This is a genomic window from Clostridium sp. CTA-7 (genome assembly GCF_054768095.1).
Genome location: NZ_BAAAAV010000003.1, coordinates 337,943 through 360,723, shown reverse-complemented (window position 1 = coordinate 360,723; position 22,781 = coordinate 337,943). Strand labels below are relative to the sequence as shown.

Below are 22,781 nucleotides of genomic sequence, written 5' to 3'. Positions count from 1 at the left end.
TAATCTATTTTTTTAGAATTTCTTTAAAAGCTATTCACAAATCTTTGAAAATAGAGTATTATATAACTATAAACAAAACATATCGGAATAGTAGGAGAAGAAGAGAGGAGAGGTTAAAATGAAAATAGCGAAAAGTCTAGTAGAATTAATAGGAAATACACCATTGTTAGAGTTATCTAATTACAATAATGAAAATAAAGTATTAGCAAATATTATAGGAAAATTAGAATATTTTAATCCAGGTGGAAGTGTAAAAGATAGAGTTGGATATGGAATGATAATTGATGCAGAGAAAAATGGAATATTAAATAAAGAATCAGTTATAATAGAACCAACAAGTGGTAATACAGGAATTGCATTAGCTTTTGTAGCGGCAGCAAAGGGATATAGACTTATTTTAACAATGCCAGAAACTATGAGTTTAGAAAGAAGAAATCTTTTAAAGGCTTTAGGAGCAGAATTAGTTCTTACACCTGGAGCAGAAGGAATGAAAGGTGCAATAGCTAAAGCAAATGAACTTAAAGATACTATAGAGAATTCAGTTATTCTTCAACAATTTGAAAATCCATCAAATCCAAATATCCATAGAAATACAACAGCAGAAGAAATTTGGAGAGATACTGAAGGCAAAGTGGATATATTTGTAGGTGGAGTTGGAACAGGGGGAACTATTACTGGTGTAGGAGAGGTACTAAAAGCCAAAAATCCTAATGTTAAAATAATAGCGGTTGAGCCGAAAAATTCTCCAGTTATATCTGGGGGAAAACCAGGACCTCACAAAATACAAGGTATAGGAGCAGGCTTTATACCAAAAAATTTAAATGTATCAATTATAGATGAAGTTATAGCTGTTGAAAATGAAGATGCATTTAATACTTCAAATGATATTGCTAGAACAGAAGGATTATTAGTTGGAATATCATCAGGAGCTGCTATATTTGCAGCAACAGAATTAGCAAAAAGGGAAGAAAATCAAGGTAAAAATATAGTAGTTCTTTTACCAGATACAGGTGAAAGATATTTATCAACAGATTTATATAAGTAATTGTAATAAAGTCATTACTATTTAAAGTGGTGACTTTTATTATTAAATAGGAAGACAATAAGGGAAAGGTGATTATTTGAAGATTTCAACAAAAGGAAGATACGGGCTAAGAGCTTTAGTTGATTTAGCTATAAATATGGATTGTGAAAATGTAAGTATAAAAACAATATCAGAAAGGCAAAATGTTTCAGAAAGATATCTTGAACAAATATTTTCATTATTAAGAAAAGGTGGAATTATTGTAGGAAGAAAAGGTGCTCAAGGCGGATATACACTAGGTAAAAATCCAAGTGAACTAACTATAAGTGAGATATTAAAAGTTTTAGAGGGTGAAAATATATTTATAGATATAAATGATGAGGAGGAAAATGAATTAGAAGATTTTATAAATAAAAATTTATGGAAAGATATAAATTGCATTATAAGCAAGTATTTCTCATCAATTACTTTAGAAGATTTAATTAACGATTATAAAAAATCAAAAGATACTATTATATATTATATATAGTAAATTAGTCTAATAATGAATGAAAATAGTATAATTTATTAATATAACTATTTCTTATAAAATTATATGGTTACTTAGAGCTAATTTTCAATTAAAGTTTATCATAGTGATTTTTTAGGTAAATTAATAAAAGGAAAACTGTAAGCTTAGTATGCTTACAGTTTTCCTTTTATTAAAAGTATTTAGCATCTAATTCATTTGAAATTGCCATATTATAAATGTATGAGTTACAAATTTCTAAAATAAAAGCTTCCTTTTCTTCATTTGATAGCTTAAGTGAGTTTAACATATTATGATAACTCATAACATAAGCTCTCATATCGCCAAGATCCTTATATTGATAATAATTTAATCCATCTTCAGTGACATTATAAAAATCTTTCAATAAAGAATAAAATGTTCTTCCACCAAATAAATCGGCTAAGAATCTTGTATAAGCATGAGCAATTATTAAATTAGGATTTTGTGTAGAAACACTATTTATTCTATCAACATAAGAAAGTGTAGAAGACAAAGGTTTTAAGGATGATGTATCACCTAAAAGTGTTTCTAAATCTTTTTTTATTAAATGAGATCTATATAATTCTTTTGTTACAAATGGGCTTACAGCCTCTAAATCATTAAACTTATCAAGGTTATTTTCTATAGCTTCATATACGTAATATAAGTTAAATATATATTCAGAATAACTCTCTTTAGTTGCATTTTTATCAAGTAGTCTTGTTGTGAAACCAGTACTCTCAGCAGCTTTATGCAATGTATTGCTTCTATCTCTAATTTCTATCATCAAATTATTCATAATTAACACTCCTCATAAAAAATATTATATAAAAATAATTATTAATTAATTTTATGTATTAATAATAGTATTTTTACTATAATTAAGCAAATTGATTTTAAGCTTAAATTTAATAGTATTTTGCTTAAATGTATAATTAAGATAAAATATTATTAATTTTCTTGATCATAGTTCATAATAATACTAGAATGAACATTGTTCAAATAAATTATATTAAATTCAGCCCATATGTAGTATTAATTATTTAAAATATTTTTATGCTCTTATATTTAAAAGTCTATATAAAAATATTTATCTGTTAATGTTTATATATATCTTTTAAATTTAAAAAGAATATATATAATTTGATTATTATTTTAATTAAGATAATTACAAAATTTTAAAATACTGATAATTTGAAGAAACACTAGAATAAGTTATGGTTATTGTAAGAAAATAGCTATAATGATATAATGTAATTGATTTCAAAAGGATGGATGGTGGTTCTTATGAATAAAAAAAATTTATCAAAATTTTTGGTTGTTTCTTTAACTAGTCTAATAATTGCTTTAAGTTTAGGACAGTTTATTTCGATTTTTCAAGGGTACCATTTTAGAGACATAATTTTTGTAGAAGGAATAGCAATATTAATGATGGGGGTATTTTCTTCAATAGGAGGCAATCCTATGAGTTTATCTCTTCAAGATTTGGGTCAAATTAATCCTCAGTGGTTAGCTAACATAAGCTTAGAAACCAATGAAATCGATAGAAGAAGAATAGTTGATTCATGTAAAGTTACTTTAAATATTGATATAATTAATATTTCTTTAATGTTAAGCGGAATAATTACATTAATAATAAGCTTTATATTATAAAATTAATTATGTAAACTTAAAGGAGTAAATATTCTATGGAGAGAATATTTACTCCTTTTATAATAATTTAAAAGTTTTAATAATATATTAAGAAATATATATTATAGAAAGGAAATAGAATTGAAGGTTAAAAAAATATATTTAATAGCAACAGTAATATTATTAATAATTATTATAGTAATACTTTCAAGAGATGATATAAGATCTTATTTTAAAATAAGCTATAGAAAGTTTTACAATATAGTTATTGATGATAATCAATTAAATATACTAGAGAAAAATTTGAATATTATAAACTTAGATTACAAATGGAAAGAAAATTTAGAACTAAGCAATATACCAGATAAAATAATATATCATCATGCTGCAAGAAGTATATGGAGTCCTGAAGATATAAACGAATATCATAAGGAGAAGGGATGGAAAGGAATAGGATATAATTATTATATAAGAAAAGATGGAAGAATTTATTCTTGCAGACCAGAAAATGCAGAAGGAGCACATACAAAAGGTGAAAATAATACTTCTATAGGAATATGCTTGGAAGGGAACTTTGAAGAAGAACATCCAAATGAAGAGCAGTTAGAAAGTTTATATAAGCTTTCAGTATATATATCATTAAAATACGATATATATACAATTTTAGGGCATAAAGATTTATATAAAACACTTTGTCCAGGGAAAGAATTTCCTATAGAAGAGATAAGAGAAAATGTAGTTGATAAAATAAAAAATTATAATAAAAAGGAGTAGAAGTACTCCTTTTTATTATGCAGATTTTTTATATTCTTCTAGTGCTTTAGAAAGTTGATCAGGGCAAGATGTATCTTTATTTCCACATGTTATCCCCTTTAACCTAGATATTGCTTCATCAATATTCATTCCATTCACTAAAGCTGATATTCCAATAAGATTTCCAGGACAACCTCTGATAAAGTCAACGTTTTTTATAATATTATTTTCTACATTTATATGTATTTCTGTAGAGCAAACCCCTTTAGTTTTATAAACAAACATATTATATCCCTCCTTTATACAATATTGTACAAGACATATTATATATCTATATTAAGTAGAAATGAAGAGAAAATGTGGAAATATGATATAAAAGATAAAAAGTTGTCTCATTTATTTTAAGTAGGAATATATTATAAATGTACATAGTATTTAAGATATTATGAGTATCTATAAAAGTATATAATAATCAATCTTTATAAAGTTTTAATAAATAGCTTCTAATATAAAGGAGGTGCTATATTAATGAAATCTTTAATTATTTGTAATACAGGTAGTGATTCTATAAGCAAACTATCTATAGAAAATTTTTTGAGTGAAGAAATATTTTTAACTACTGGGGAAAGACCTTTAGGACCAAGTGGTATTTGCATTAATGAAAATATAGCTTATACTGCTAATAGTTATAGTAATTCGATATCAATAATAAATATGGATACATTAAAGGAAAAAAATAGCATTTATATAGGAGCTCATCCAAATGATTTAGTAAGATATAAGAATTCTTTATATATTATATGCTCTGAATCAAATACTATTATTATTTATGATTTAAAAGAAAATAAGATTGCGTTAGAAATACATGTTAATAATTGGCCACATAATATAGAGGTATCTAAGGAACTTGGTCTAATATTTGTTTCTAACTTTCAAAGCAATAATGTATCTGTTATAGATATAAATACCAATAAGGTAATTAAAGATATAACAACTTTAGAATATCCAACTAAAATTAAAGTTTCTAAGGATAAAAGATTATTATATGTATGTGAAAGTTATATGGGAGATGACAAGGAAGGTTATATTGAGGTATTTAACTTATCAAGATTAGAGTCACTAGCTAGGATAAAGGTCGGAAAGGTTCCTATAGATATTGTGGAAGATGAGGAAGGTATATATGTTTGTAATTTTGTAGATGGAACCCTTAGTATAATAAATAAACGTGATTTTAGTAATTTAAGTAAAATGAATTTAGGAGGAATGCCTAAGTCAATAGTTAAATATGGTGAAACAACATTTGTATCAGATTATTTAAATGGAAGAGTTATGTGCATTAATCTAAAGAAAAATAAAATAAAAGTCATAACAGTAGGAAAAGAGCCTAATGCTATGACTTTATATTAGTCAGAATCACTGAATAAAGAGTTCATTATTTTAGTGTAGATATCAGATGGATTGCTTTTCCATCTGTTACATAATGATAATGCTTGTTTTTTTGATGGAACAGAAACTTTAAGAGATATTAAAAGATTCTCATTTTCTAAAGCTTGTAAATTTACTATAAAAGCATTATCTTTTCCTAAAGTATAATCACTATTAATAGTTAACTCCTTTTTTATGGAATCAATCATTGAAAGAAGATAGTCATCGATTATCTTCTTTTTTATTGAAGATATTCTATCAGAGAAAAATGAAAGAACATTTGATCCGTTTTCAGTTATATAAATTAAATTTTTATCATTCACTATGTCATATCTTAAAAATTCTGATGAAACAAGTTCACTAATATATTGCTGAAGAGTAAAATAGTTTATAAAATTATTTTCCAATATAATTTCAGTTAGTTGAGTATTAGTAATAGGATATTTTAATGACTCTATTACATATAAAACTAATAACTTGTTTTCTGCTAGTTCTGCTGAGTTTTCGTACATATTAAACCTCCCTTTTAGAAAGTATATATTAATTATATCATAAATTTTACTAAGTTGATATTATAGTCATTAATATTATTTATAAAGAATATAAATAAATAACATCAATTTACAGGAGTTTTTTGTGAGAAGGAGATATAGAGTATTAATAAGTTTAGCATTATTAGTGTGCACTATGATTTTTTCTGTTTTATTTAAAGAAAATTTTAAATATGTTTTATCAGAAACATTTAATGAAGGACCTATTTATAGAGTAAACAAAGAAGAAAAAGTTTTATCCTTAACATTTGACATAAATTGGGCTGAAAAAGATGAAATTTATAACATATTAGAGATACTAGATAAATATAATGTAAAGGCAACCTTTTTTATAATGGGAGGTTGGGTTAATTATAGTGAAGAAAATAGAGAAAAGCTTGTTAATATAAAGGAGGGAGGCCATGAAATAGGAAACCATAGCTATATTCATCCTATGTTTACCAAGATAGATGAAAATAGGATGAAGGAGGAACTTGATAAAACTGATAAAATAATAGAAGAAACAGCAGCAGTTAAACCTAAATTATTTAGGTTTCCTAGTGGTGATTACAATAAAAAGTCCTTTGATTTTGTAAATAAACAAGGATATAAGTGTATTCAATGGGATATAGATTCTGTTGATTGGAAGCAAAAAGGAGCTGATGAGGAGTATAATAGAGTTATGAAAAAAATTGCTCCAGGTTCAATTTTACTTTTTCATAACAATGCAAAGTACACTCCAGGAAATCTAGATAAAATAATCAAAAAACTTAAAGAAGAAGGATATTCCTTCATACCAGTGGGTGAAATGATATATGAGAAGGATTATTATGTTGATGATAAAGGAGAACAAATAAAAAAATAAATTAAAAAATATTGAAAAATGATGATATAATGTATTATAATGGAAATGTATCCAGTGGGGTTAAAAATGCAATCGATTAAAATTATTACTAAGGGAGAGAGGGTTAATGATGGACAACTTGATGTTAAATAACAAAATTTATTTAGAGGGAACAGTAATATCAGAACTAGAATTTAGCCATGAAATGTATGGGGAAGGGTTTTATACATTTTCAATGGAGGTTATGAGACTTAGTGATTCAGTTGATGTTTTAAACATAACAGTATCAGAAAGACTTATAGCTAATATGGACTTATCTATTGGTAAAGAAATAATAGTAGATGGTCAATTGAGGTCATATAATAAGTTTGTTGATGGGTCAAATAAACTTATATTAACTGTTTTTGCAAGAAATATAGAACCTTGTATTGAAAGAAGTAAGAATCCTAATGAAATTTTCTTAGATGGGTATATATGCAAGGAACCTGTTTATAGAACAACTCCTTTTGGAAGAGAAATTGCAGATGTACTATTAGCAGTTAATAGAGCATATAATAAATCAGATTATATTCCAACAATAGCATGGGGAAGAAATTCAAGATTCTGCCAATCTTTAGAGGTTGGAGATAACATTAGAGTTTGGGGAAGATTACAAAGTAGAGAGTATCAAAAGAAAGTTAGCGATACAGATGTTATAAAGAAAATAGCATATGAAGTATCTGTATCAAAGATGGAAAGAGTTCAAAATGATAATTTAGATTTAGAACATGAAGTTAGTGAAGAAGAAGTAATGTAGTATAAAATAAAGGTGAAAAGCTTGCTTTTCACCTTTAATCATTTATTCTTTAGGAAGTTATAAAAAGTTTACTCTATGAATAACTCTTTATAGTTTCATTCCTTCAGTTTTTAAGTGCACATATGTAAGTTTGTGATGACTTGGAGCGAAGTGACGGAATAAGCAAATTTACATATGTGCACTTTTTTATAAATTATTTTCTTATAATTAAGTATGCACAAGTATAAATTTTATAGTTTCCTATAAATGTATGATTATATTTGAGACTATCAGCACTGTATTATAAAATAAGAATGTAGAAATAATATATTAAGGATATATACATAGAAAAATAATAAAATAATGATAAATTATATTATGTTTACAATACAATTATATATAATGTACAATTTATAAAAAAAGGAGTTGATAGAATGAAATTGGATAAAGGATTAGTTCAAGTGTACACAGGAAATGGTAAAGGTAAAACTACTGCTGCCATAGGTCAAGGAATGAGAGCCTATGGAAATGGATTAAAGATATATATGCTTCAGTTTCTAAAAGGTGGTCCAACAGGAGAATTAAAAACTATAGATGAGCTTGGGGAAAACTTCGAATTATTTAGATTTGAAAAGCCAAGAGATTTTGTTTGGAATTTAAACGAAAAAGAAAAAGAGGAATTAAAGCTTGAAATTAAAGAAGGATATAAATTTATTTTAGATACAATAAGAAATAATAAATGCGATGTATTAATTATAGATGAAATAATGGGAGTCTTATATAATAAGTTCTTAACAGTTGAAGAAGTTCTATATATTATAGATAATAAACCTACTAATATGGAACTTATTTTAACAGGAAGGGATATACCAGAAGAAATTTTGAGAAAAAGTGATTTAGTTACAGAAATGAAATGCATTAAACATTATTTTGAAAAAGGCGTAGATGCCAGAAAAGGAATAGAATATTAATTTATTAATATATAGATAAGTTAGAGAATTATATAAATAAATTACACATTTAATAATAGTTAACTGATTAGCATTATAGTAAAGCTTTTATGCTAATCAGTTTTTATAAATAGTTTAGAATTATGCGTAATAATTCTATAAAAATTAGAAAGTATATGTTCACTATAAACGAACAAATTTATATAATTGTCCGTGTAAATTAAAATTTAATAAATATATTCTATTAAAATAAAAGTAAATTAATAATAATTAGAAAAATGAAGGATTAATATTTATACTTGCAGAAATGAGTAAAAAAGTAAGTGTAAGCGTTTACTAATGTTTGAGGGATTCTTTTATAAATTTAAAAAAAAAGATAGGTATTATTGATATATTATCAAAATACTGAATATAAATTTAAAATGTTAATTGACAAATTTTAATAATATAATATAATTATTAATATCTACAAAATGGAATGTGTGTAGAATGATGAATGGGGGTTGAAAACAAATGGTAAAGTATATAGGAAAGAGGCTTTTAACTAGTATAGTTACTATTTGGGCAGTTGTGACTATAGTATTCTTTCTAGTAAGAATGATGCCGGGTGGTCCATTTGATGGAGAAAAAATAACACCGGACATGAAAGCCCAGCTAAACGAAAAATATGGGTTGGACAAACCTGTTGGGGAACAATATACAATTTATATGAAGAATTTATTAAAAGGTGATTTTGGTAAATCAATGAAGTATAAAGGAAGAGACGTTTTAACAACAATAAAAAAGAGTTTCCCAAACTCAGCTAAAGTTGGTGGAGTATCAATAGTATTTTCAGTTGTAGTTGGAGTTCTACTTGGAATAGTAGCTGCATTAAAAGCAGATAAATGGCCAGATAGAGTTTGTATGTTACTAGCAACACTAGGTATAACAATACCAAGCTTTGTAATGGGAACATTTCTAATATATATATTTACAGTACAGCTTAAAGGTTTCTTACCAGCTACTGGATTAAGTAAACCTAAAAATTATATAATGCCAGTTATAGCACTTTCAGGAGGTTCAATGGCATTTATAACAAGATTAACAAGAAGTAAATTAATTGATGTATTAAAATCAGATTATATAAGAACTGCAAAGGCTAAAGGGTTAAGTGGAAAAACAATAGTATTTAAACATGCATTAAGAAATTCATTAATTCCAGTAGTTACTTACTTAGGACCATTAGTAGCAGGAGTATTAACAGGCTCTTTCGTAGTTGAAAAAATATTTGCTATACCTGGGCTTGGAAATGAATTTACTTTATCAATAACTAATAGAGATTATAGTTCATTATTAGGAGTTACAACATTTTATTGTACCTTAATAGTAATATGTAACTTACTAGTAGATATAATATACGTGTTTATAGATCCAAGAATTAAACTAGAAGGGTAAGTGGGGGTAAAGGCATGGAAGATTTAAAAATGGATTTAAATATAGATAAAGAACTATTTACTCCTTTAAGTGAAGAGGAAAAGAACTTTGAACAAATAGTTAGACCAAGCGTTGGATATTGGGCTGATGCTTGGAGAAGATTAAAAAGTAATAAAGTAGCATTGTTTTCATTAATAATGATAGGAATAATAATTTTATTTGCATCTTTAGGACCAATTATAATGCAAAAAACAATGGGATATACTTATTACGATACAAACTTACAAGCAACAGATTTAAGACCAAGTGCTCAGCATTGGTTTGGAACTGATAATTTAGGAAGAGACTTATTTGTAAGAGTAATGTATGGAGCTAGATATTCTCTTATAATTGCAGTATCAGCAGCAGCTATAAACTTAGTTATAGGTGTAGTATATGGAGGAGTTTCTGGTTTCTTTGGTGGTAGAGTAGACAATATAATGATGAGAATAGTTGACGTTTTATATGCTATACCAAATCAAATTTATGTAATCATATTAATGGCTACATTTAAGAAAGAAGGATCTTCAGGATTAACTACTATTATTCTAGCAATGGCTATTTCTTATTGGGTAGGTATGGCAAGAATAGTAAGAGGAGATATTCTTCAATTAAAACAACAAGAATTCGTATTAGCAGCAAAAGCTCTTGGAGCTTCAAAAGCAAGAATACTTTTTAGACACTTAATTCCTAACACAATGGGTTCTATATTAGTAACTTTAACATTATTTGTACCACAAGCAATATTTACAGAGGCTTTCTTAAGTTTTATAGGCTTAGGTATAAATGCACCACTTGCTTCACTTGGAACATTGGCAAATGATGCTAGTGGACTTTTAAGTACAGCAGCGTATCAATTATTATTCCCAGCTGGAATGATTTGTTTAATTATATTAGCATTTAACCTATTTGGTGATGGGTTAACAGAAGCTTTAGATCCTAAGAATAAGAGATAGGAGGAATGACAGATGAGTAGATTATTAGAAGTTAAAAACTTAAAAACCTCCTTTAAAACACATATAGGTGATGTACAAGCAGTAAGAGGAGTATCCTTACACTTAGATAAAGGAGAAGCTTTAGGGATAGTTGGAGAATCAGGTTGTGGTAAATCAGTTACAATGATGTCAATTATGAGATTATTAGCAGATAATGCTGTTATTGATGCGGATACTATTATGTTTAATGGAACTGATATAACTAATCCAAATGAAAAGGTTATGCAGAAAATTAGAGGAAATGAAATGGCTATGATTTTCCAAGATCCTATGACATCATTAAATCCTTTATATACAGTAGGAGAGCAACTGACAGAACATCTAATAAAGCATAAGAGGATTTCTAAAAAAGAAGCGAATGAACAAGCTATTAAGATGTTAGACATGGTAGGTATCCCAAGTCCTGAAAAAAGGCTTAAGCAATATCCACATGAATTTTCAGGTGGTATGAGACAAAGAGTTATGATAGCTATGAGTCTTATTTGTGAACCAAACCTTATAATAGCTGATGAGCCAACAACAGCATTAGATGTTACAATACAAGCACAAATATTAGATTTAATGAAAGATTTAAAAGAAAAGGTTAATAGCTCAATTATCTTAATCACACATGATTTAGGAGTTGTAGCAGACCTTTGTTCGAGAATAAATGTTATGTATGGTGGAATTGTTGTAGAAGAAGGATCAGATGAAGACATATTCTACAATGGAAGACATCCATATACTTGGGGATTGCTAAATAGCGTTCCTAATCCTAAAAGTGAAATAAAAGAAAAATTGACACCGATTGAAGGACAGCCACCAGATTTATTAAAACCACCAGTAGGATGTCCATTTGCAGCTAGATGTAAGTATGCAATGAAGGTTTGCATAGAGAACCAACCACCTTTATTTGAAATATCAAAAGGACATAGAGCAGCTTGTTGGTTATGTCATGAAAATGCACCAAAGGTAGAGTCACCAATAAGGAGGGAAGAATAATGGAAAATAAAAACGATGTTATTTTAGAAGTTAAAAATCTTTGCAAATACTTCCCTGTAAATAAAGGATTATTTTCCAATAAAAGCTTTGTTAAAGCTGTAGACAATGTATCATTTAGCATTAAAAGAGGAGAAACTTTAGGGTTAGTAGGAGAATCAGGCTGTGGTAAAACTACTACTGGTAGAACTATTTTAAAGCTATATGAACCAACTTCAGGACAAATAATTTTTAATGGTGAAGATATAACTAATCATAGTGAAAAGAAAATGGTTTCTTTAAGAAAGAATATGCAAATGATATTTCAAGATCCATATGCTTCTTTAAATCCAAGAATGACTGTAGGAGATATTATAGGTGAGGCTATAGACATTCATGGGTTATATAAGGGAGAAGAAAGAAATAAAAGAATTAGGTATTTATTAGATAGAGTTGGCTTAAATGGAAGCCATATAAATAGATATGCTCACGAGTTTTCAGGTGGGCAAAGACAAAGAATAGGTATTGCTAGAGCTCTTGCAGTACAACCAGACTTTATAGTTTGTGATGAACCGATTTCTGCGCTTGATGTTTCAATTCAAGCACAAGTTATCAATATGTTAGAAGAGCTTCAAGAAGAGTTTGGGCTAACTTACTTATTTATAGCTCATGATTTATCAATGGTTAAGCATATATCAACTCATATAGGTGTTATGTACCTTGGTAAAATGGTTGAAAAGGGACCAGCTGATGATGTTTATTTAAAACCTAAACATCCATATACACAAGCTTTACTTTCTGCTGTGCCAATTCCAGATCCACAGGTGGCTAAAACAAATCAAAGAATAGTCTTACAAGGTGATATACCATCACCAATAGATCCGCCACCAGGATGTAGATTTAAAGGTAGATGTAAGTATGCTAAGCCAATTTGTGGAGAAGTAGATCCAGAGCTTAAAGAAGTAGAGCAAGGTCACTTTGTAGCATGCCATTTATTTAATGATTAGGTATTTATTGCATAGGCAATTAGTATAAAGTTTATATATTAAGGGGGAAAAACAATGAAAAGCAATAAGCTAAGAAAAATTTGTGCAGTTGCACTAACGCTTGCACTTGGAATGTCTGTTTTTGCGGGTTGCGGAAAAGGTGATTCAGGTGATGGTGGAAGAAAATTAATTTATAATTTAGGTTCAGATCCAGAAACGATAGATCCAACTCTAAATACTGCAGCAGAGTCAGGAACTGTTATTGATAATGCTTTTGAAGGGCTAATGAGACTGGACGAAAATGAAAAGGCAATTCCAGGAGTTGCTGAAAAGATGGATGTTTCTGACGATAAATTAGTATATACTTTTACTTTAAGAAAGGATGCTAAATGGTCAGATGGAAAAGACGTTACAGCTAAAGACTTTGAATATTCATGGGTTAGAGCTTTAACTAAGGAAACAGCAGCAGAGTATGCATACCAATTTTTCTATATTAAGAATGCAAAAAATTTCTATGATGGAAAAGCTAAAAGAGAAGATTTAGGAATAGAAGTTGTAGATGATCATACTTTAAAGGTAACATTAGAATCACCAACAGATTACTTCCCAGAACTTACTGCATTTACAAATTATGTTCCATTAAGAGAAGATATAGTTTCAGCTAATCCAGATACATGGGCAACTAATCCAGAAACTTATGTTTCAAATGGACCTTTCAAATTAGTTCAATGGGATATGAAAGATCAATTAGTTTTTGAAAAGAATGATAATTATTGGAATAAGAAAGAAATTAAACTTCCAGGAATAGTTTATAAATTAGTTACTGACCAAAACACTGCATATTCTTCATTAAAAGCAGGGGAATTTGATATGGTTGATACAGTTCCTCCAGCAGAAATTGAAGCTGGTAAAAATGAAGGTTTAGTTACAATTTATCCAAATCTTGCAACATACATGTTAGTAATTAATGTTGGTAAGCAAGATACTATATCATCACCAGAAGTTAAGAAAGCTTTAAGCAATAAGAAAGTAAGACAAGCTTTATCACTTGCAATCGATAGAAAAGGTATAGTTGAAAAAGTTACTAAAGCAGGACAAGTTCCAGCATATAGCTATGTTCCAAAGGGAATTTTAAATGATAAAGGTGAAGAATTTGCAAGCAAAGAATACTTTAATCCAAATCAAGCTAATACAGAAGAAGCTAAGAAGTTATTAGCTGAAGCTGGATATCCAAATGGTGAAGGGCTTCCAACATTTGAATTTATGTATAATACTGAAGGATCTCACAAGGATATAGCTCAAGTTATTCAACAAGATTGGGCTAAAATTGGTGTAAAAGCTGAATTAACTAACCAAGAATGGAAGGTATTCTTAAATACAAGACAACAAGGTGGATACCAAATTGCTAGACATGGTTGGAATGGAGACTATGTTGATCCAATGACATTCTTAGATTTATTTGAAACTGGCGGCGGAAATAACGATGCAGGATTCTCAAATGCAGAATACGATAAGTTACTTGCAGATGCTAGAAAAGAAACAGATTCAACTAAGAGATGGGAACTTATGAGAAAAGCTGAAGATATACTTATGGATGAAGCTCCAATGATCCCATTATACTACTACACTAAAGTTAAGGGAGCTAAGCCAGAAGTTAAAGGCGTTAGAGTTTCAACTTTAGGACATGTATTCTTTAATAATGCATATATAGAAGAGTAAAAATAATTAATTGAAAGAAGAGTCGGAAGACTCTTCTTTTTTAATTTCCAAATCTATTAAAGTGTTGACTTGAAGATCCTTCTTTTTTGATAGATTTATGCTTAGCATTTGGATTATGATTATGACCTTCTTCAGTTATTGGAGTTTGATAATTACATTTTTCCATTCTAGCTTTCTTATTGTCAGGTTGACTATCTTTTGCCATAATTAAACCTCCTTATAAATTGATGATATTATAGTTTTACACTATAGAAGATTTTTAAACTGGAAATAGATTCTTAAAATAAAAAAAGATAAGAATTAATCTTATCTCTTTTTAATACATTTAAATTCCTAATACATCATTCATATTATATAAACCAGCTTTAGTTATTTTACTCATATATTCACAAGCCTTTAAGGCTCCAACTGCAAAAACTTCTCTAGATATAGCTTTATGAGATAGTTCTATTACTTCTCCAGCTCCAGCAAATATAATTTCGTGATCTCCAACTATTGATCCACCTCTAATGGCATGAATTCCTATTTCGTTTTTCTCTCTTTTATTTTCTCCACTTCTTCCATATATATATACCGTTTCTTTTGGAATAGCAGATTTTATTGTATCAGCAAGTAAAAGAGCAGTTCCACTTGGAGAGTCAACTTTTTGATTATGATGTTTTTCAACTACTTCAATATCATAATTTTCATATAAAGAAGGTACTATTTTTCTTAATATTGAGTTTAGCAAGTTAATACCTAAGGACATATTAGCAGATTTAAATATAGAAACTTCATTGCTTTTTTCATTAATTAGTAATAAATCTTCTTCTGAATAACCTGTAGAGCAAAGTATAATAGGTTTATTATTTTTTAAAGATAAATCTAAAATGTCTTTAAGAGCTTCAGGTCTAGAAAAGTCAAGTAATACATCGTAATCTATATCTAAATCACTAGCTTTATTAAATACTTTAAAATAGCAATCATTAGTAGGATATTTGTCTATTCCAGCTACTATATTAATATTAGGAAAATTTTTTGATGATTGAATAATTACTTTTCCCATTTTGCCGCAACATCCATTTAACACAACTTTTATCATAATAAACTCCTTAAATTAAGTTATATTCTTTTAATGAGTCTTTTAATAACTCAAGATTTTTATTATCCATTTCGCATAATGGCAATCTAAAAGCTCCAACATCTTTTCCCATTAAATTTAATGCTGTTTTAACCGGGATAGGATTAGTTTCTACAAAAAGCTTATTAGCTATATCTAAAATGTCTAATTGGATTTTCAAGGCCTCTTGAATGTTTCCATTTATATATGAAGTAGTCATATTATGAACTTCCTTAGGAAGTATGTTAGCTAAAACAGAAATAACTCCTAGCCCACCAAGAGACATTATAGGAATAACTTGATCATCATTCCCTGAGTATATATCAATTTTATCTTTACATAATGCTTTCATTTGAACTATTTGACTTATATTTCCACTGGCTTCTTTAATAGCAACAATATTTTTATATTTTGATAATTCGAAAAGTTCATTAGGTGTAATATTAACTCCAGTTCTACTTGGGACATTATATAAAATTATTGGAGTATTTATAGCATTGTTTATAGCTTCAAAATGCTTTATTAAGCCTTTGTGTGTAGTTTTATTATAATAAGGTGTTATTATCAAAAGAGCATCAACTCCCACACTTTCTGCAAACTTACTCATTTCAATTGAAGCAGCCGTATTGTTAGTTCCAGTCCCAGCTATTACAGGAACTCTTTTGTTTACTATATCAACAGTAAATTTTATTGTTTCTTTTCTTTCTTCACAGGTCATTGTGCTTGCTTCACCAGTTGTACCACAAATTACAATAGCATCTGTTTTTTCTTGTATATGCCACTCTATTAATTCTTTAAGTTTTTTGTGGTTAACTCCATCTTCAGTAAAGGGTGTAATTATTGCTACAGCAGAGCCTTTAAAAATTGACATTACTTATCACTCCTTATTAATAGTTCAGCTATTTGTACTGCATTTAAAGCAGCACCTTTTCTAATGTTATCAGCAACCACCCAAAGATTTAATCCATTATTTACACTAAAGTCTCTTCTAATGCGGCCTACAAATACATCATCTTTTCCTGAGACCATTAGTGCAGTAGGGTATTTAATTTCTTTAATATTATCATAGACAGTAAGGCCTTTAGTATTTTTAAATAATTCTATTACATCATCTAATTCAAAAGGCTTCTCAAGTTCAATATTGATACTTTCACTATGGCTATTAAGAACAGGCACTCTAACAGTAGTTGCTGTAATTTTTAAATTATTATTATGAAGAATCTTTTTTGTTTCTTTAATCATTTTAATTTCTTCCTTTGTGTACCCATTCTCTAGAAATACATCTATATGAGGTAAACAGTTTCCTGCAATGGGATAAGGAAATTTTTTAGGTGATAAGCCCTTTAATCCATTCTCTAAATCACTTATACCTTCCATGCCAGCACCTGAAACGGCTTGGTATGTAGAGTATACTATTCTTTTGATACCATAATTATCTATTAAAACCTTTAAAGGAACCATAGCTTGAATGGTAGAGCAATTTGGATTAGCTATTATACCATTATGCCACTCTATATCTTCAGGATTAACTTCAGGAACAACTAAAGGTACATTTCTATCCATCCTAAAAGCACTAGAGTTATCTATAACAGTAGCTCCATAAGAAACAAATATTGGTGAGAATTTAGAACTAACATCACCACCAGCTGAAAAAAGTGCATAGTCTATTTTTTTATTTTTTATATTGTTAATAGAGGTTTCTTCTACTATAATCTCATTTTCTTTAAATTTAAGTTTAGAACCTGCTGACCTTTTAGATGCAAATAGATATAAATTTTTTATAGGAAAATTCCTTTCATCTAAAATTTCTAAAAATTTTCTACCTACATTACCAGTAACCCCAACTATTGCAACATTGTACATAAATTTGCCCCCTTAACATAGTTAAATATTAAAAATTAATGTTTTATTATAATATATAAAATTTAAGGCTTTATAGTGAATAATTAATTTAATAGTATATTAGAAAAACTTTTGGAAAAAATATAAATATTATATTTTTAGGGGGTATTAAAATGAGTAAAACACCATTAAAAAAAATAATAAAATCAAAAATAAGATCAAATAAAGAATTATCAGACGCAGAAATATTAAGAGAAAAAATAAAGTATGAAATTGCTGATGAATTAGGTTTAAAGGATAAAGTAGATAAGTGTGGATGGGGAGGATTAACAGCAGAGGAAACTGGGCGTATAGGTGGAATAATGACAAAGAGGAAGAGGATGCTAAAGATACCTACAAATGATGAAATTTTAGGTAGAAAGTAAATTTACTTTAAATAGGAGTTTTTATTGATTCTATAGATTGACTAAAGGAAATTTTACATTTAATATAGTTTTAGAAAACTCTATAAAAAAGGGGGATGGATATTTTGACATATGGGGAGTTTGCTAAAATATATGATGAACTAATAAATGAAGATATTAATTATCAAGAAATGTGTGATAGAATTATTGATATATGCAAAGATGAAAATATAAGTTTCAATAATTATTTAGATATAGCTTGTGGAACAGGAAATGTAACTGTGAAATTAGCTAAAAACTTTAAGGAATCTTTTGCTGTAGACTTATCTGATGACATGTTAAGAGAAGCTTTTGATAAACTAAAAAAAGAAAAAATAAAGTGTAAATTAATTTGCCAAGATATGAGTGAGCTTAGTCTAAATAGAAAATTTGATTTAATTACATCAGTATTAGATTCATCTAATTATATTGTAGAAGAATCTAAATTTATTGATTATTTAAAAAGAGTAAAAGAACACTTAAGTGATGATGGTATATTTATATTTGATATAAATTCTTACTATAAGCTTTCAGAAATATTAGGAAATAATATATATACATATAGTGAGGATCAGGTATTCTATACTTGGGAAAATACTTTTGAAGATGATATTTTAAGTATGTTTTTAACTTTTTTCGTTAAAAAGGGTGACTTATATGAAAGATTTGAAGAAGAACATATAGAAAGAGCCTACAAAGAAGAATTTATAGATAGTAAACTTAAAGAATTGGGATTTAAAGTTATTGGTAAATTTGATGGTTATTCTGACAAAAATGTTGAAAATTTAACAGAAAGAATAATGTATGTAGTAAAAAAGTAATTTATTTAATGGAGGAATATTAATGGATAAAATAATTAGAGCAACAGCGAAGGATGGAATGGTAAGGATTATAGCTGGAGAAACTACAGAGTTAGTTAATAAGGGAAGAGAAATTCATGAATGTACACCAGTTGCTGCAGCAGCATTAGGAAGAATGTTAACAGCAGGATCTCTTATGGGATCTACTTTGAAATCAGAGAAAGAAGTAATAACTTTAAAGATAAATGGAGGAGGCGAAGCAAAAGGAGTTACTGTAACAGCATATGAAGGTGGTAATGTAAAAGGATTTATTGGAAATCCATATGGAGATATGCCTTTAAACCCAAAAGGTAAACTAGATGTAGGCGGATATATAGGTACAGATGGGGAATTTACAGTTATTAAAGACCTAGGGATGAGAGATCCTTATGTAGGGCAAGTTTCAATATATACAGGGGAAATTGGAGAAGATCTAGCATATTACTTCACAGTTTCAGAACAAACACCATCAGCTGTAGCTCTAGGAGTTTTAGTTGATAGAGATTTTTCAATTAAAGTTTCAGGTGGATTTATAATTCAAATGATGCCAGATGCTGATGAATTATTATCAGATTTAATTACATATAGATTAGAAGAAATTCCTTCAATAACACAAATGTTACAAGAGCATGGAAGCATAGATAAAGTTATAGAGTTTATATTTGAAGGTATGGATTTAAAGATATTAGAAGAATCAAAACCAGAATATACTTGCAACTGTTCAAGAGAAAAAGTAGAGTCAGTTTTATTATCTATAGGAGAAAAAGACCTTAGAGAAATATATGAAGATGGAAAAGAAGAAGAAATTAAATGTAATTTCTGTAATACAGCATATAATTTTTCAAATCAAGAAATTGGAGAATTATTAAATAAAGCGAAACAATAAAAATGAAAAGGCTTAGATAATTAAATATCTAAGCCTTTTAATTTTGGAGGCGCCACCCAGATTTGAACTGGGGAATAAAGGTTTTGCAGACCTCTGCCTTACCACTTGGCTATAGCGCCAAATCTTATAATTATATGATATGTAATATTTAAATTTTTGATACTAAATTTAAAATAAAATTTTAATAAGTACAAATAATATTATTTAGGAGGTGGCAATATGGATATTGAAATATTTAATCAATTAGAAAAAATATTAATAAATGAAAAAGAACCATCTGTAGCTATAAGTGATATGATGAAAACTGAAAAATTTAATAAAAGTGATTTTAGTATAATAAGGAAATTGGAAGATATCCCCCAAGAAAAAAAATATCATCCTGAAGGAAATGTGTGGAATCATACTAAAATGGTGGTAGATATGGGAGCTAAGATTAAAAACCTTTCTGATGATGCTAGAAGCTTTATGTGGGCAACATTATTACATGATATAGGAAAAATACCAACAACAAAATTTATTAAGGGAAGATATAGATCTTATAATCATGATACAGAAGGAGCAGAGATGGCTTATAAGTTGCTTAATAAATATGGTTATACAGAATTAACGGAGGACGTAAGTGAGTTAGTAAGATATCATATGCACCATATTTATATAATTAAAAATTTACCATTTTCTAATATAGAAGGCTTATTAAGTAGTAAAAAATTTAATGACATTATATTGTTATTTATTTGTGACAAACTCGGAAGAGGAAATAAAGATATAAATGAATACAAACATAGTTTAGGTGAGATTTTTCTTATATTAGATAAATTAGAAAAGGAATCTAATATAAAATATTATGAATTAAGAAATAAAATAAAGGAATTTGAAAAAATTATATATAAGGAATAACTTAAAGGAGATTTTAATTAATCTCCTTTAAGTATTTTAAATTAATCTCTATAAAATTAAAAGTTAAATTAAAATGTTATTAAAGTATTATTAGAAACATTTATATAAAAAAAACGTATTATATAAAAGACTATAATACAAACAAGCTTCCTCTATCGTGGAGTTTTCCATCTTTTAAATAAATAGGTTTAACTCCATATTTTTTTAAAAAGCATTTAACTGTATCACCGTATATATATGAATCTAAATTTCCGAAAAAAGCTATTAGGTTTTCATTAATAAGGCCACCAGTTCCGCCAATAAAACCATAGTCTAAACCTTCAAGAATTATATCACCAGGAGGTAGCAATAATATATCAAATCCTTGGGGATTTAAGGAATTATATATACCAATATCATTTGTTATTATTGCTTTATCTGAAATTGGTAAACAAGAGCACTTAGTATATCCTTGATTAATATTTATTAGTTTTTTATGGGATTGAGTAGAAAGTAGTATTTCATCAGTATATTTTAAATTATGTATAAAATAGTCATTTAAAATTAAAGCATTTAAAAAAATATTATTAGGATAACTATAGTCTAAAGAATTTTTACTTTCAATAAAGTTAATGTTGAAATTTTTTAGCTTATCCTTAAAGCTTTCTGACATATTTTTTTGAATTATTACTTTCTTAAGTTTTTTATCTAATATAGCTAATTGTATATCTACATGTCCATCTATAGATTTATATAGATTATTGCAAGGAGGAATTTCTATTATTGAGAAATCAAGAGATTCAAGAATTTTTTTTTCTTTATTTGTAGTTCTATAATCAACAAAGCAAACCATAAATATACTCCCTAAATTTGTATTTAATATATTTTATTATAGTTTGGTAAATTAATTTTGTCGATTAGTAAGAAATATTTTTTGAATATAGTTTAATTTTTTATACATACTATTACTAGGAAGGGAGTGGAACCCATGCTTGTACTAAAGCTTGTATATAATAAGGATCTAGATTTTGTAAGAGAAATTCAAGAACTAAGGACTGTTCTAAGAAAAAAACACATAAAAATTGGAGTAGTAGAGAGTGTGGAATTAGATAATCATATAGTTAAAGTACTATGTGATGATGAAGATTATAATGATAGAATAAGAGAAGTTATAAACTTATATATAAGTAATATTTTATATAAAATCGTTATAGAGAAATATAAAGAAAGAGAAATGTTTGATTTTTTAACTGAAAATTACTTTTTTCTTAAGCAGGATGAAGTAATAGAAGTTGAAGAAGAGGTTATGAAAGTATTACTATGTGAAGAATATTTAAAATCAGAAAATTTGATTTATTGCATGAATAAGATGAACTGTGTAATAGAAAAAATTAAAGGGTGTTTAGAAGAAAACTCAGAGATAAACATAAATGGATTTATTAGATTTAGAATGAAGGAATTAAGAGAAGATATAGAAAACATAATAGATAAGGTAATAGAAAGTTATATGGTTGAAAAAGAATATAAAGAATTTGTAAAATTATTAAAATATTTTGTTGATATACAAGAAAGCAAGATAGATGAAATAAATATATGTATAGATGAAGGTGGCAATTATTATATAAAAGATAGAGAGAAAAAAGATATTTTTAATGAATTTATGAAGGAATTAATAGAATGTAGAATAGATAGTGATGCAAAAATGGAAGATATAATAATAAGTGGACTAATAACTAATGCTCCTAAAAAAGTAATAATTCATGGAAAAGATAACTGTTTAAATAAGGAATTTATAAACACTATAGAAAATGTGTTTGAGGATAAGGTAAGTTACTGTGAAGGATGCTCCTTATGTACTGAAAAACAGGTTAAATTTTAAAATTATATTGACAAGTTTTTTAACAGATAATATAATTACTAGTGTTAAGAAGAAACAAAGCCGTTTCTCACCTTACGGCATAGCTTAGTAAGGTAATACATTCTTATTTTAATTTAGTATTATTTAGATTAAATTAATGTATATTATGAGGACGGCGTAGTGCTGTCTTTTTTATTTGTCTTTTTGAGTAATAAATACTTAGAGATAAGTAAAATTATAAAAATTCTCTTAAGGAATTATATAAAGAAGAAAGTAATAGTTATTATTACAAATAAAAAAGCACTATATAATGCTAATTAGTTCCTATAAGTGGAATTAGATTATAACTAATTAGGGGAATAGTTTA

At 27.5% G+C, this 22,781-nt stretch carries 26 protein-coding genes and 1 tRNA gene; 18 read left to right on the top strand and 9 right to left on the bottom strand.

Annotated elements, in window-relative coordinates; all coding sequences use genetic code 11:
* The first annotated feature begins 118 nt into the window (after window positions 1–118).
* On the top strand, window positions 119–1,045 hold the full coding sequence (gene cysK, locus ACYUEX_RS07855) for a cysteine synthase A (RefSeq protein WP_460287464.1): 927 nt from the start codon (window positions 119–121) through the stop codon (window positions 1,043–1,045).
* A gap of 76 nt (window positions 1,046–1,121) precedes the next feature.
* Window positions 1,122–1,553: an RrF2 family transcriptional regulator gene (locus tag ACYUEX_RS07850; protein WP_460287463.1), complete on the top strand. Its 432-nt coding sequence runs from the start codon at window positions 1,122–1,124 to the stop codon at window positions 1,551–1,553.
* Window positions 1,554–1,725: 172 nt separating this feature from the next.
* On the opposite strand, the gene ACYUEX_RS07845 is transcribed toward ACYUEX_RS07850, so the two are convergent.
* Window positions 1,726–2,352 (bottom strand): biliverdin-producing heme oxygenase, encoded by a 627-nt coding sequence (locus ACYUEX_RS07845; RefSeq protein ID WP_460287462.1) that lies wholly within the window; start codon window positions 2,350–2,352, stop codon window positions 1,726–1,728.
* Between the two features lie 488 nt (window positions 2,353–2,840).
* Here ACYUEX_RS07845 and ACYUEX_RS07840 point away from each other — a divergent pair, with 488 nt between their 5' ends.
* Window positions 2,841–3,206, top strand: a complete 366-nt coding sequence (locus ACYUEX_RS07840) for a hypothetical protein (RefSeq protein ID WP_460287461.1) — start codon at window positions 2,841–2,843, stop codon at window positions 3,204–3,206.
* Between the two features lie 120 nt (window positions 3,207–3,326).
* On the top strand, window positions 3,327–3,959 hold the full coding sequence (locus tag ACYUEX_RS07835; protein ID WP_460287460.1) for a peptidoglycan recognition protein family protein: 633 nt from the start codon (window positions 3,327–3,329) through the stop codon (window positions 3,957–3,959).
* Window positions 3,960–3,974: 15 nt separating this feature from the next.
* Here the strand turns inward: ACYUEX_RS07835 and ACYUEX_RS07830 are convergent, their stop codons facing one another.
* Entirely contained in the window at window positions 3,975–4,223 is a 249-nt protein-coding gene (locus ACYUEX_RS07830) for a TIGR03905 family TSCPD domain-containing protein (RefSeq protein ID WP_460287459.1), read from the bottom strand.
* Between the two features lie 243 nt (window positions 4,224–4,466).
* Here ACYUEX_RS07830 and ACYUEX_RS07825 point away from each other — a divergent pair, with 243 nt between their 5' ends.
* Window positions 4,467–5,345, top strand: a complete 879-nt coding sequence (locus tag ACYUEX_RS07825) for a YncE family protein (protein ID WP_460287457.1) — start codon at window positions 4,467–4,469, stop codon at window positions 5,343–5,345.
* Here the strand turns inward: ACYUEX_RS07825 and ACYUEX_RS07820 are convergent.
* Window positions 5,342–5,875, bottom strand: coding sequence for a DUF4364 family protein (locus tag ACYUEX_RS07820; RefSeq protein WP_411168011.1), 534 nt, complete (start codon window positions 5,873–5,875; stop codon window positions 5,342–5,344). The genes ACYUEX_RS07825 and ACYUEX_RS07820 overlap by 4 nt on opposite strands.
* 175 nt (window positions 5,876–6,050) lie before the next feature.
* Between ACYUEX_RS07820 and ACYUEX_RS07815 the strand changes: the two genes are divergently transcribed.
* The 8 genes from ACYUEX_RS07815 (at window position 6,051) to ACYUEX_RS07780 (ending at window position 14,571) form a co-directional block, all read left to right on the top strand.
* Window positions 6,051–6,758 carry a polysaccharide deacetylase family protein gene (locus tag ACYUEX_RS07815; protein WP_460287690.1) on the top strand — a complete coding sequence of 236 codons (708 nt, stop codon included), beginning with the start codon at window positions 6,051–6,053 and terminating at the stop codon, window positions 6,756–6,758.
* Window positions 6,759–6,867: 109 nt separating this feature from the next.
* The gene (locus ACYUEX_RS07810; RefSeq protein ID WP_411170701.1) at window positions 6,868–7,533 is read left to right on the top strand and encodes a single-stranded DNA-binding protein; all 666 of its coding nucleotides are present in this window, start codon (window positions 6,868–6,870) and stop codon (window positions 7,531–7,533) included.
* A gap of 413 nt (window positions 7,534–7,946) precedes the next feature.
* Complete coding sequence (locus tag ACYUEX_RS07805; RefSeq protein WP_411168010.1) at window positions 7,947–8,483, top strand: cob(I)yrinic acid a,c-diamide adenosyltransferase; 537 nt, start codon at window positions 7,947–7,949, stop codon at window positions 8,481–8,483.
* 492 nt (window positions 8,484–8,975) lie between these two features.
* Window positions 8,976–9,896, top strand: a complete 921-nt coding sequence (locus ACYUEX_RS07800) for an ABC transporter permease (protein ID WP_460287454.1) — start codon at window positions 8,976–8,978, stop codon at window positions 9,894–9,896.
* A gap of 14 nt (window positions 9,897–9,910) precedes the next feature.
* The gene (locus ACYUEX_RS07795; RefSeq protein WP_460287452.1) at window positions 9,911–10,870 is read left to right on the top strand and encodes an ABC transporter permease; all 960 of its coding nucleotides are present in this window, start codon (window positions 9,911–9,913) and stop codon (window positions 10,868–10,870) included.
* A gap of 12 nt (window positions 10,871–10,882) precedes the next feature.
* A complete protein-coding gene (locus ACYUEX_RS07790) occupies window positions 10,883–11,890 on the top strand; it encodes an ABC transporter ATP-binding protein (RefSeq protein WP_411168007.1) in 1,008 nt (335 codons plus the stop codon).
* Entirely contained in the window at window positions 11,890–12,873 is a 984-nt protein-coding gene (locus ACYUEX_RS07785) for an ABC transporter ATP-binding protein (RefSeq protein ID WP_460287451.1), read from the top strand. The genes ACYUEX_RS07790 and ACYUEX_RS07785 overlap by 1 nt, the downstream gene beginning before the upstream one ends.
* A gap of 54 nt (window positions 12,874–12,927) precedes the next feature.
* The gene (locus ACYUEX_RS07780) at window positions 12,928–14,571 is read left to right on the top strand and encodes a peptide ABC transporter substrate-binding protein (RefSeq protein WP_460287450.1); all 1,644 of its coding nucleotides are present in this window, start codon (window positions 12,928–12,930) and stop codon (window positions 14,569–14,571) included.
* A 40-nt stretch (window positions 14,572–14,611) separates the two neighbouring features.
* Here ACYUEX_RS07780 and ACYUEX_RS07775 read toward each other — a convergent pair whose 3' ends face one another.
* From ACYUEX_RS07775 to ACYUEX_RS07760, 4 genes are all read right to left on the bottom strand, one after another.
* A complete protein-coding gene (locus ACYUEX_RS07775) occupies window positions 14,612–14,776 on the bottom strand; it encodes a hypothetical protein (RefSeq protein WP_411168004.1) in 165 nt (54 codons plus the stop codon).
* A 120-nt stretch (window positions 14,777–14,896) separates the two neighbouring features.
* Entirely contained in the window at window positions 14,897–15,652 is a 756-nt protein-coding gene (gene dapB / locus ACYUEX_RS07770) for a 4-hydroxy-tetrahydrodipicolinate reductase (RefSeq protein ID WP_460287449.1), read from the bottom strand.
* Window positions 15,653–15,662: 10 nt separating this feature from the next.
* On the bottom strand, window positions 15,663–16,541 hold the full coding sequence (gene dapA, locus ACYUEX_RS07765; protein WP_460287447.1) for a 4-hydroxy-tetrahydrodipicolinate synthase: 879 nt from the start codon (window positions 16,539–16,541) through the stop codon (window positions 15,663–15,665).
* Entirely contained in the window at window positions 16,541–17,533 is a 993-nt protein-coding gene (locus ACYUEX_RS07760) for an aspartate-semialdehyde dehydrogenase (protein WP_460287446.1), read from the bottom strand. The genes dapA and ACYUEX_RS07760 overlap by 1 nt, the downstream gene beginning before the upstream one ends.
* 152 nt (window positions 17,534–17,685) lie before the next feature.
* Between ACYUEX_RS07760 and ACYUEX_RS07755 the strand changes: the two genes are divergently transcribed.
* The 3 genes from ACYUEX_RS07755 to hslO all read left to right on the top strand — a co-directional run bounded on the left by ACYUEX_RS07755 (window position 17,686) and on the right by hslO (window position 19,680).
* Entirely contained in the window at window positions 17,686–17,937 is a 252-nt protein-coding gene (locus ACYUEX_RS07755; RefSeq protein ID WP_460287444.1) for a small, acid-soluble spore protein, alpha/beta type, read from the top strand.
* A gap of 104 nt (window positions 17,938–18,041) precedes the next feature.
* Window positions 18,042–18,776 (top strand): class I SAM-dependent DNA methyltransferase, encoded by a 735-nt coding sequence (locus ACYUEX_RS07750; RefSeq protein WP_460287688.1) that lies wholly within the window; start codon window positions 18,042–18,044, stop codon window positions 18,774–18,776.
* 22 nt (window positions 18,777–18,798) lie between these two features.
* The gene (hslO, locus tag ACYUEX_RS07745) at window positions 18,799–19,680 is read left to right on the top strand and encodes an Hsp33 family molecular chaperone HslO (RefSeq protein WP_411167999.1); all 882 of its coding nucleotides are present in this window, start codon (window positions 18,799–18,801) and stop codon (window positions 19,678–19,680) included.
* Between the two features lie 44 nt (window positions 19,681–19,724).
* On the opposite strand, the gene ACYUEX_RS07740 is transcribed toward hslO, so the two are convergent.
* Window positions 19,725–19,799, bottom strand: a tRNA-Cys gene (locus ACYUEX_RS07740).
* Window positions 19,800–19,899: 100 nt separating this feature from the next.
* Between ACYUEX_RS07740 and ACYUEX_RS07735 the strand changes: the two genes are divergently transcribed.
* The gene (locus tag ACYUEX_RS07735) at window positions 19,900–20,577 is read left to right on the top strand and encodes an HD domain-containing protein (protein WP_460287442.1); all 678 of its coding nucleotides are present in this window, start codon (window positions 19,900–19,902) and stop codon (window positions 20,575–20,577) included.
* A 130-nt stretch (window positions 20,578–20,707) separates the two neighbouring features.
* Here the strand turns inward: ACYUEX_RS07735 and ACYUEX_RS07730 are convergent, their stop codons facing one another.
* The gene (locus ACYUEX_RS07730) at window positions 20,708–21,409 is read right to left on the bottom strand and encodes a DUF6873 family GME fold protein (RefSeq protein ID WP_460287440.1); all 702 of its coding nucleotides are present in this window, start codon (window positions 21,407–21,409) and stop codon (window positions 20,708–20,710) included.
* A gap of 135 nt (window positions 21,410–21,544) precedes the next feature.
* Here ACYUEX_RS07730 and ytxC point away from each other — a divergent pair, with 135 nt between their 5' ends.
* Entirely contained in the window at window positions 21,545–22,435 is an 891-nt protein-coding gene (gene ytxC / locus ACYUEX_RS07725) for a putative sporulation protein YtxC (protein WP_460287438.1), read from the top strand.
* Window positions 22,436–22,781 lie beyond the last annotated feature (346 nt).

What these genes read in the sequence shown, in the direction of transcription:
- ACYUEX_RS07800 (WP_460287454.1), top strand. Translation starts at nt 8,976, where the DNA reads ATGGTAAAGTATATAGGAAAGAGGCTTTTAACTAGTATAGTTACTATT.
- ACYUEX_RS07790 (WP_411168007.1), top strand. Translation starts at nt 10,883, where the DNA reads ATGAGTAGATTATTAGAAGTTAAAAACTTAAAAACCTCCTTTAAAACA.
- dapA (WP_460287447.1), bottom strand. Translation starts at nt 16,541, where the DNA reads ATGTCAATTTTTAAAGGCTCTGCTGTAGCAATAATTACACCCTTTACT.
- cysK (WP_460287464.1), top strand. Translation starts at nt 119, where the DNA reads ATGAAAATAGCGAAAAGTCTAGTAGAATTAATAGGAAATACACCATTG.
- ACYUEX_RS07825 (WP_460287457.1), top strand. Translation starts at nt 4,467, where the DNA reads ATGAAATCTTTAATTATTTGTAATACAGGTAGTGATTCTATAAGCAAA.
- ACYUEX_RS07730 (WP_460287440.1), bottom strand. Translation starts at nt 21,409, where the DNA reads ATGGTTTGCTTTGTTGATTATAGAACTACAAATAAAGAAAAAAAAATT.
- ACYUEX_RS07795 (WP_460287452.1), top strand. Translation starts at nt 9,911, where the DNA reads ATGGAAGATTTAAAAATGGATTTAAATATAGATAAAGAACTATTTACT.
- ACYUEX_RS07840 (WP_460287461.1), top strand. Translation starts at nt 2,841, where the DNA reads ATGAATAAAAAAAATTTATCAAAATTTTTGGTTGTTTCTTTAACTAGT.
- ACYUEX_RS07785 (WP_460287451.1), top strand. Translation starts at nt 11,890, where the DNA reads ATGGAAAATAAAAACGATGTTATTTTAGAAGTTAAAAATCTTTGCAAA.
- ACYUEX_RS07830 (WP_460287459.1), bottom strand. Translation starts at nt 4,223, where the DNA reads ATGTTTGTTTATAAAACTAAAGGGGTTTGCTCTACAGAAATACATATA.
- ACYUEX_RS07760 (WP_460287446.1), bottom strand. Translation starts at nt 17,533, where the DNA reads ATGTACAATGTTGCAATAGTTGGGGTTACTGGTAATGTAGGTAGAAAA.
- dapB (WP_460287449.1), bottom strand. Translation starts at nt 15,652, where the DNA reads ATGATAAAAGTTGTGTTAAATGGATGTTGCGGCAAAATGGGAAAAGTA.
- ACYUEX_RS07820 (WP_411168011.1), bottom strand. Translation starts at nt 5,875, where the DNA reads ATGTACGAAAACTCAGCAGAACTAGCAGAAAACAAGTTATTAGTTTTA.
- ACYUEX_RS07815 (WP_460287690.1), top strand. Translation starts at nt 6,051, where the DNA reads ATGATTTTTTCTGTTTTATTTAAAGAAAATTTTAAATATGTTTTATCA.
- ACYUEX_RS07845 (WP_460287462.1), bottom strand. Translation starts at nt 2,352, where the DNA reads ATGAATAATTTGATGATAGAAATTAGAGATAGAAGCAATACATTGCAT.
- hslO (WP_411167999.1), top strand. Translation starts at nt 18,799, where the DNA reads ATGGATAAAATAATTAGAGCAACAGCGAAGGATGGAATGGTAAGGATT.
- ACYUEX_RS07735 (WP_460287442.1), top strand. Translation starts at nt 19,900, where the DNA reads ATGGATATTGAAATATTTAATCAATTAGAAAAAATATTAATAAATGAA.
- ACYUEX_RS07775 (WP_411168004.1), bottom strand. Translation starts at nt 14,776, where the DNA reads ATGGCAAAAGATAGTCAACCTGACAATAAGAAAGCTAGAATGGAAAAA.
- ACYUEX_RS07755 (WP_460287444.1), top strand. Translation starts at nt 17,686, where the DNA reads ATGAGTAAAACACCATTAAAAAAAATAATAAAATCAAAAATAAGATCA.
- ytxC (WP_460287438.1), top strand. Translation starts at nt 21,545, where the DNA reads ATGCTTGTACTAAAGCTTGTATATAATAAGGATCTAGATTTTGTAAGA.
- ACYUEX_RS07780 (WP_460287450.1), top strand. Translation starts at nt 12,928, where the DNA reads ATGAAAAGCAATAAGCTAAGAAAAATTTGTGCAGTTGCACTAACGCTT.
- ACYUEX_RS07810 (WP_411170701.1), top strand. Translation starts at nt 6,868, where the DNA reads ATGGACAACTTGATGTTAAATAACAAAATTTATTTAGAGGGAACAGTA.
- ACYUEX_RS07805 (WP_411168010.1), top strand. Translation starts at nt 7,947, where the DNA reads ATGAAATTGGATAAAGGATTAGTTCAAGTGTACACAGGAAATGGTAAA.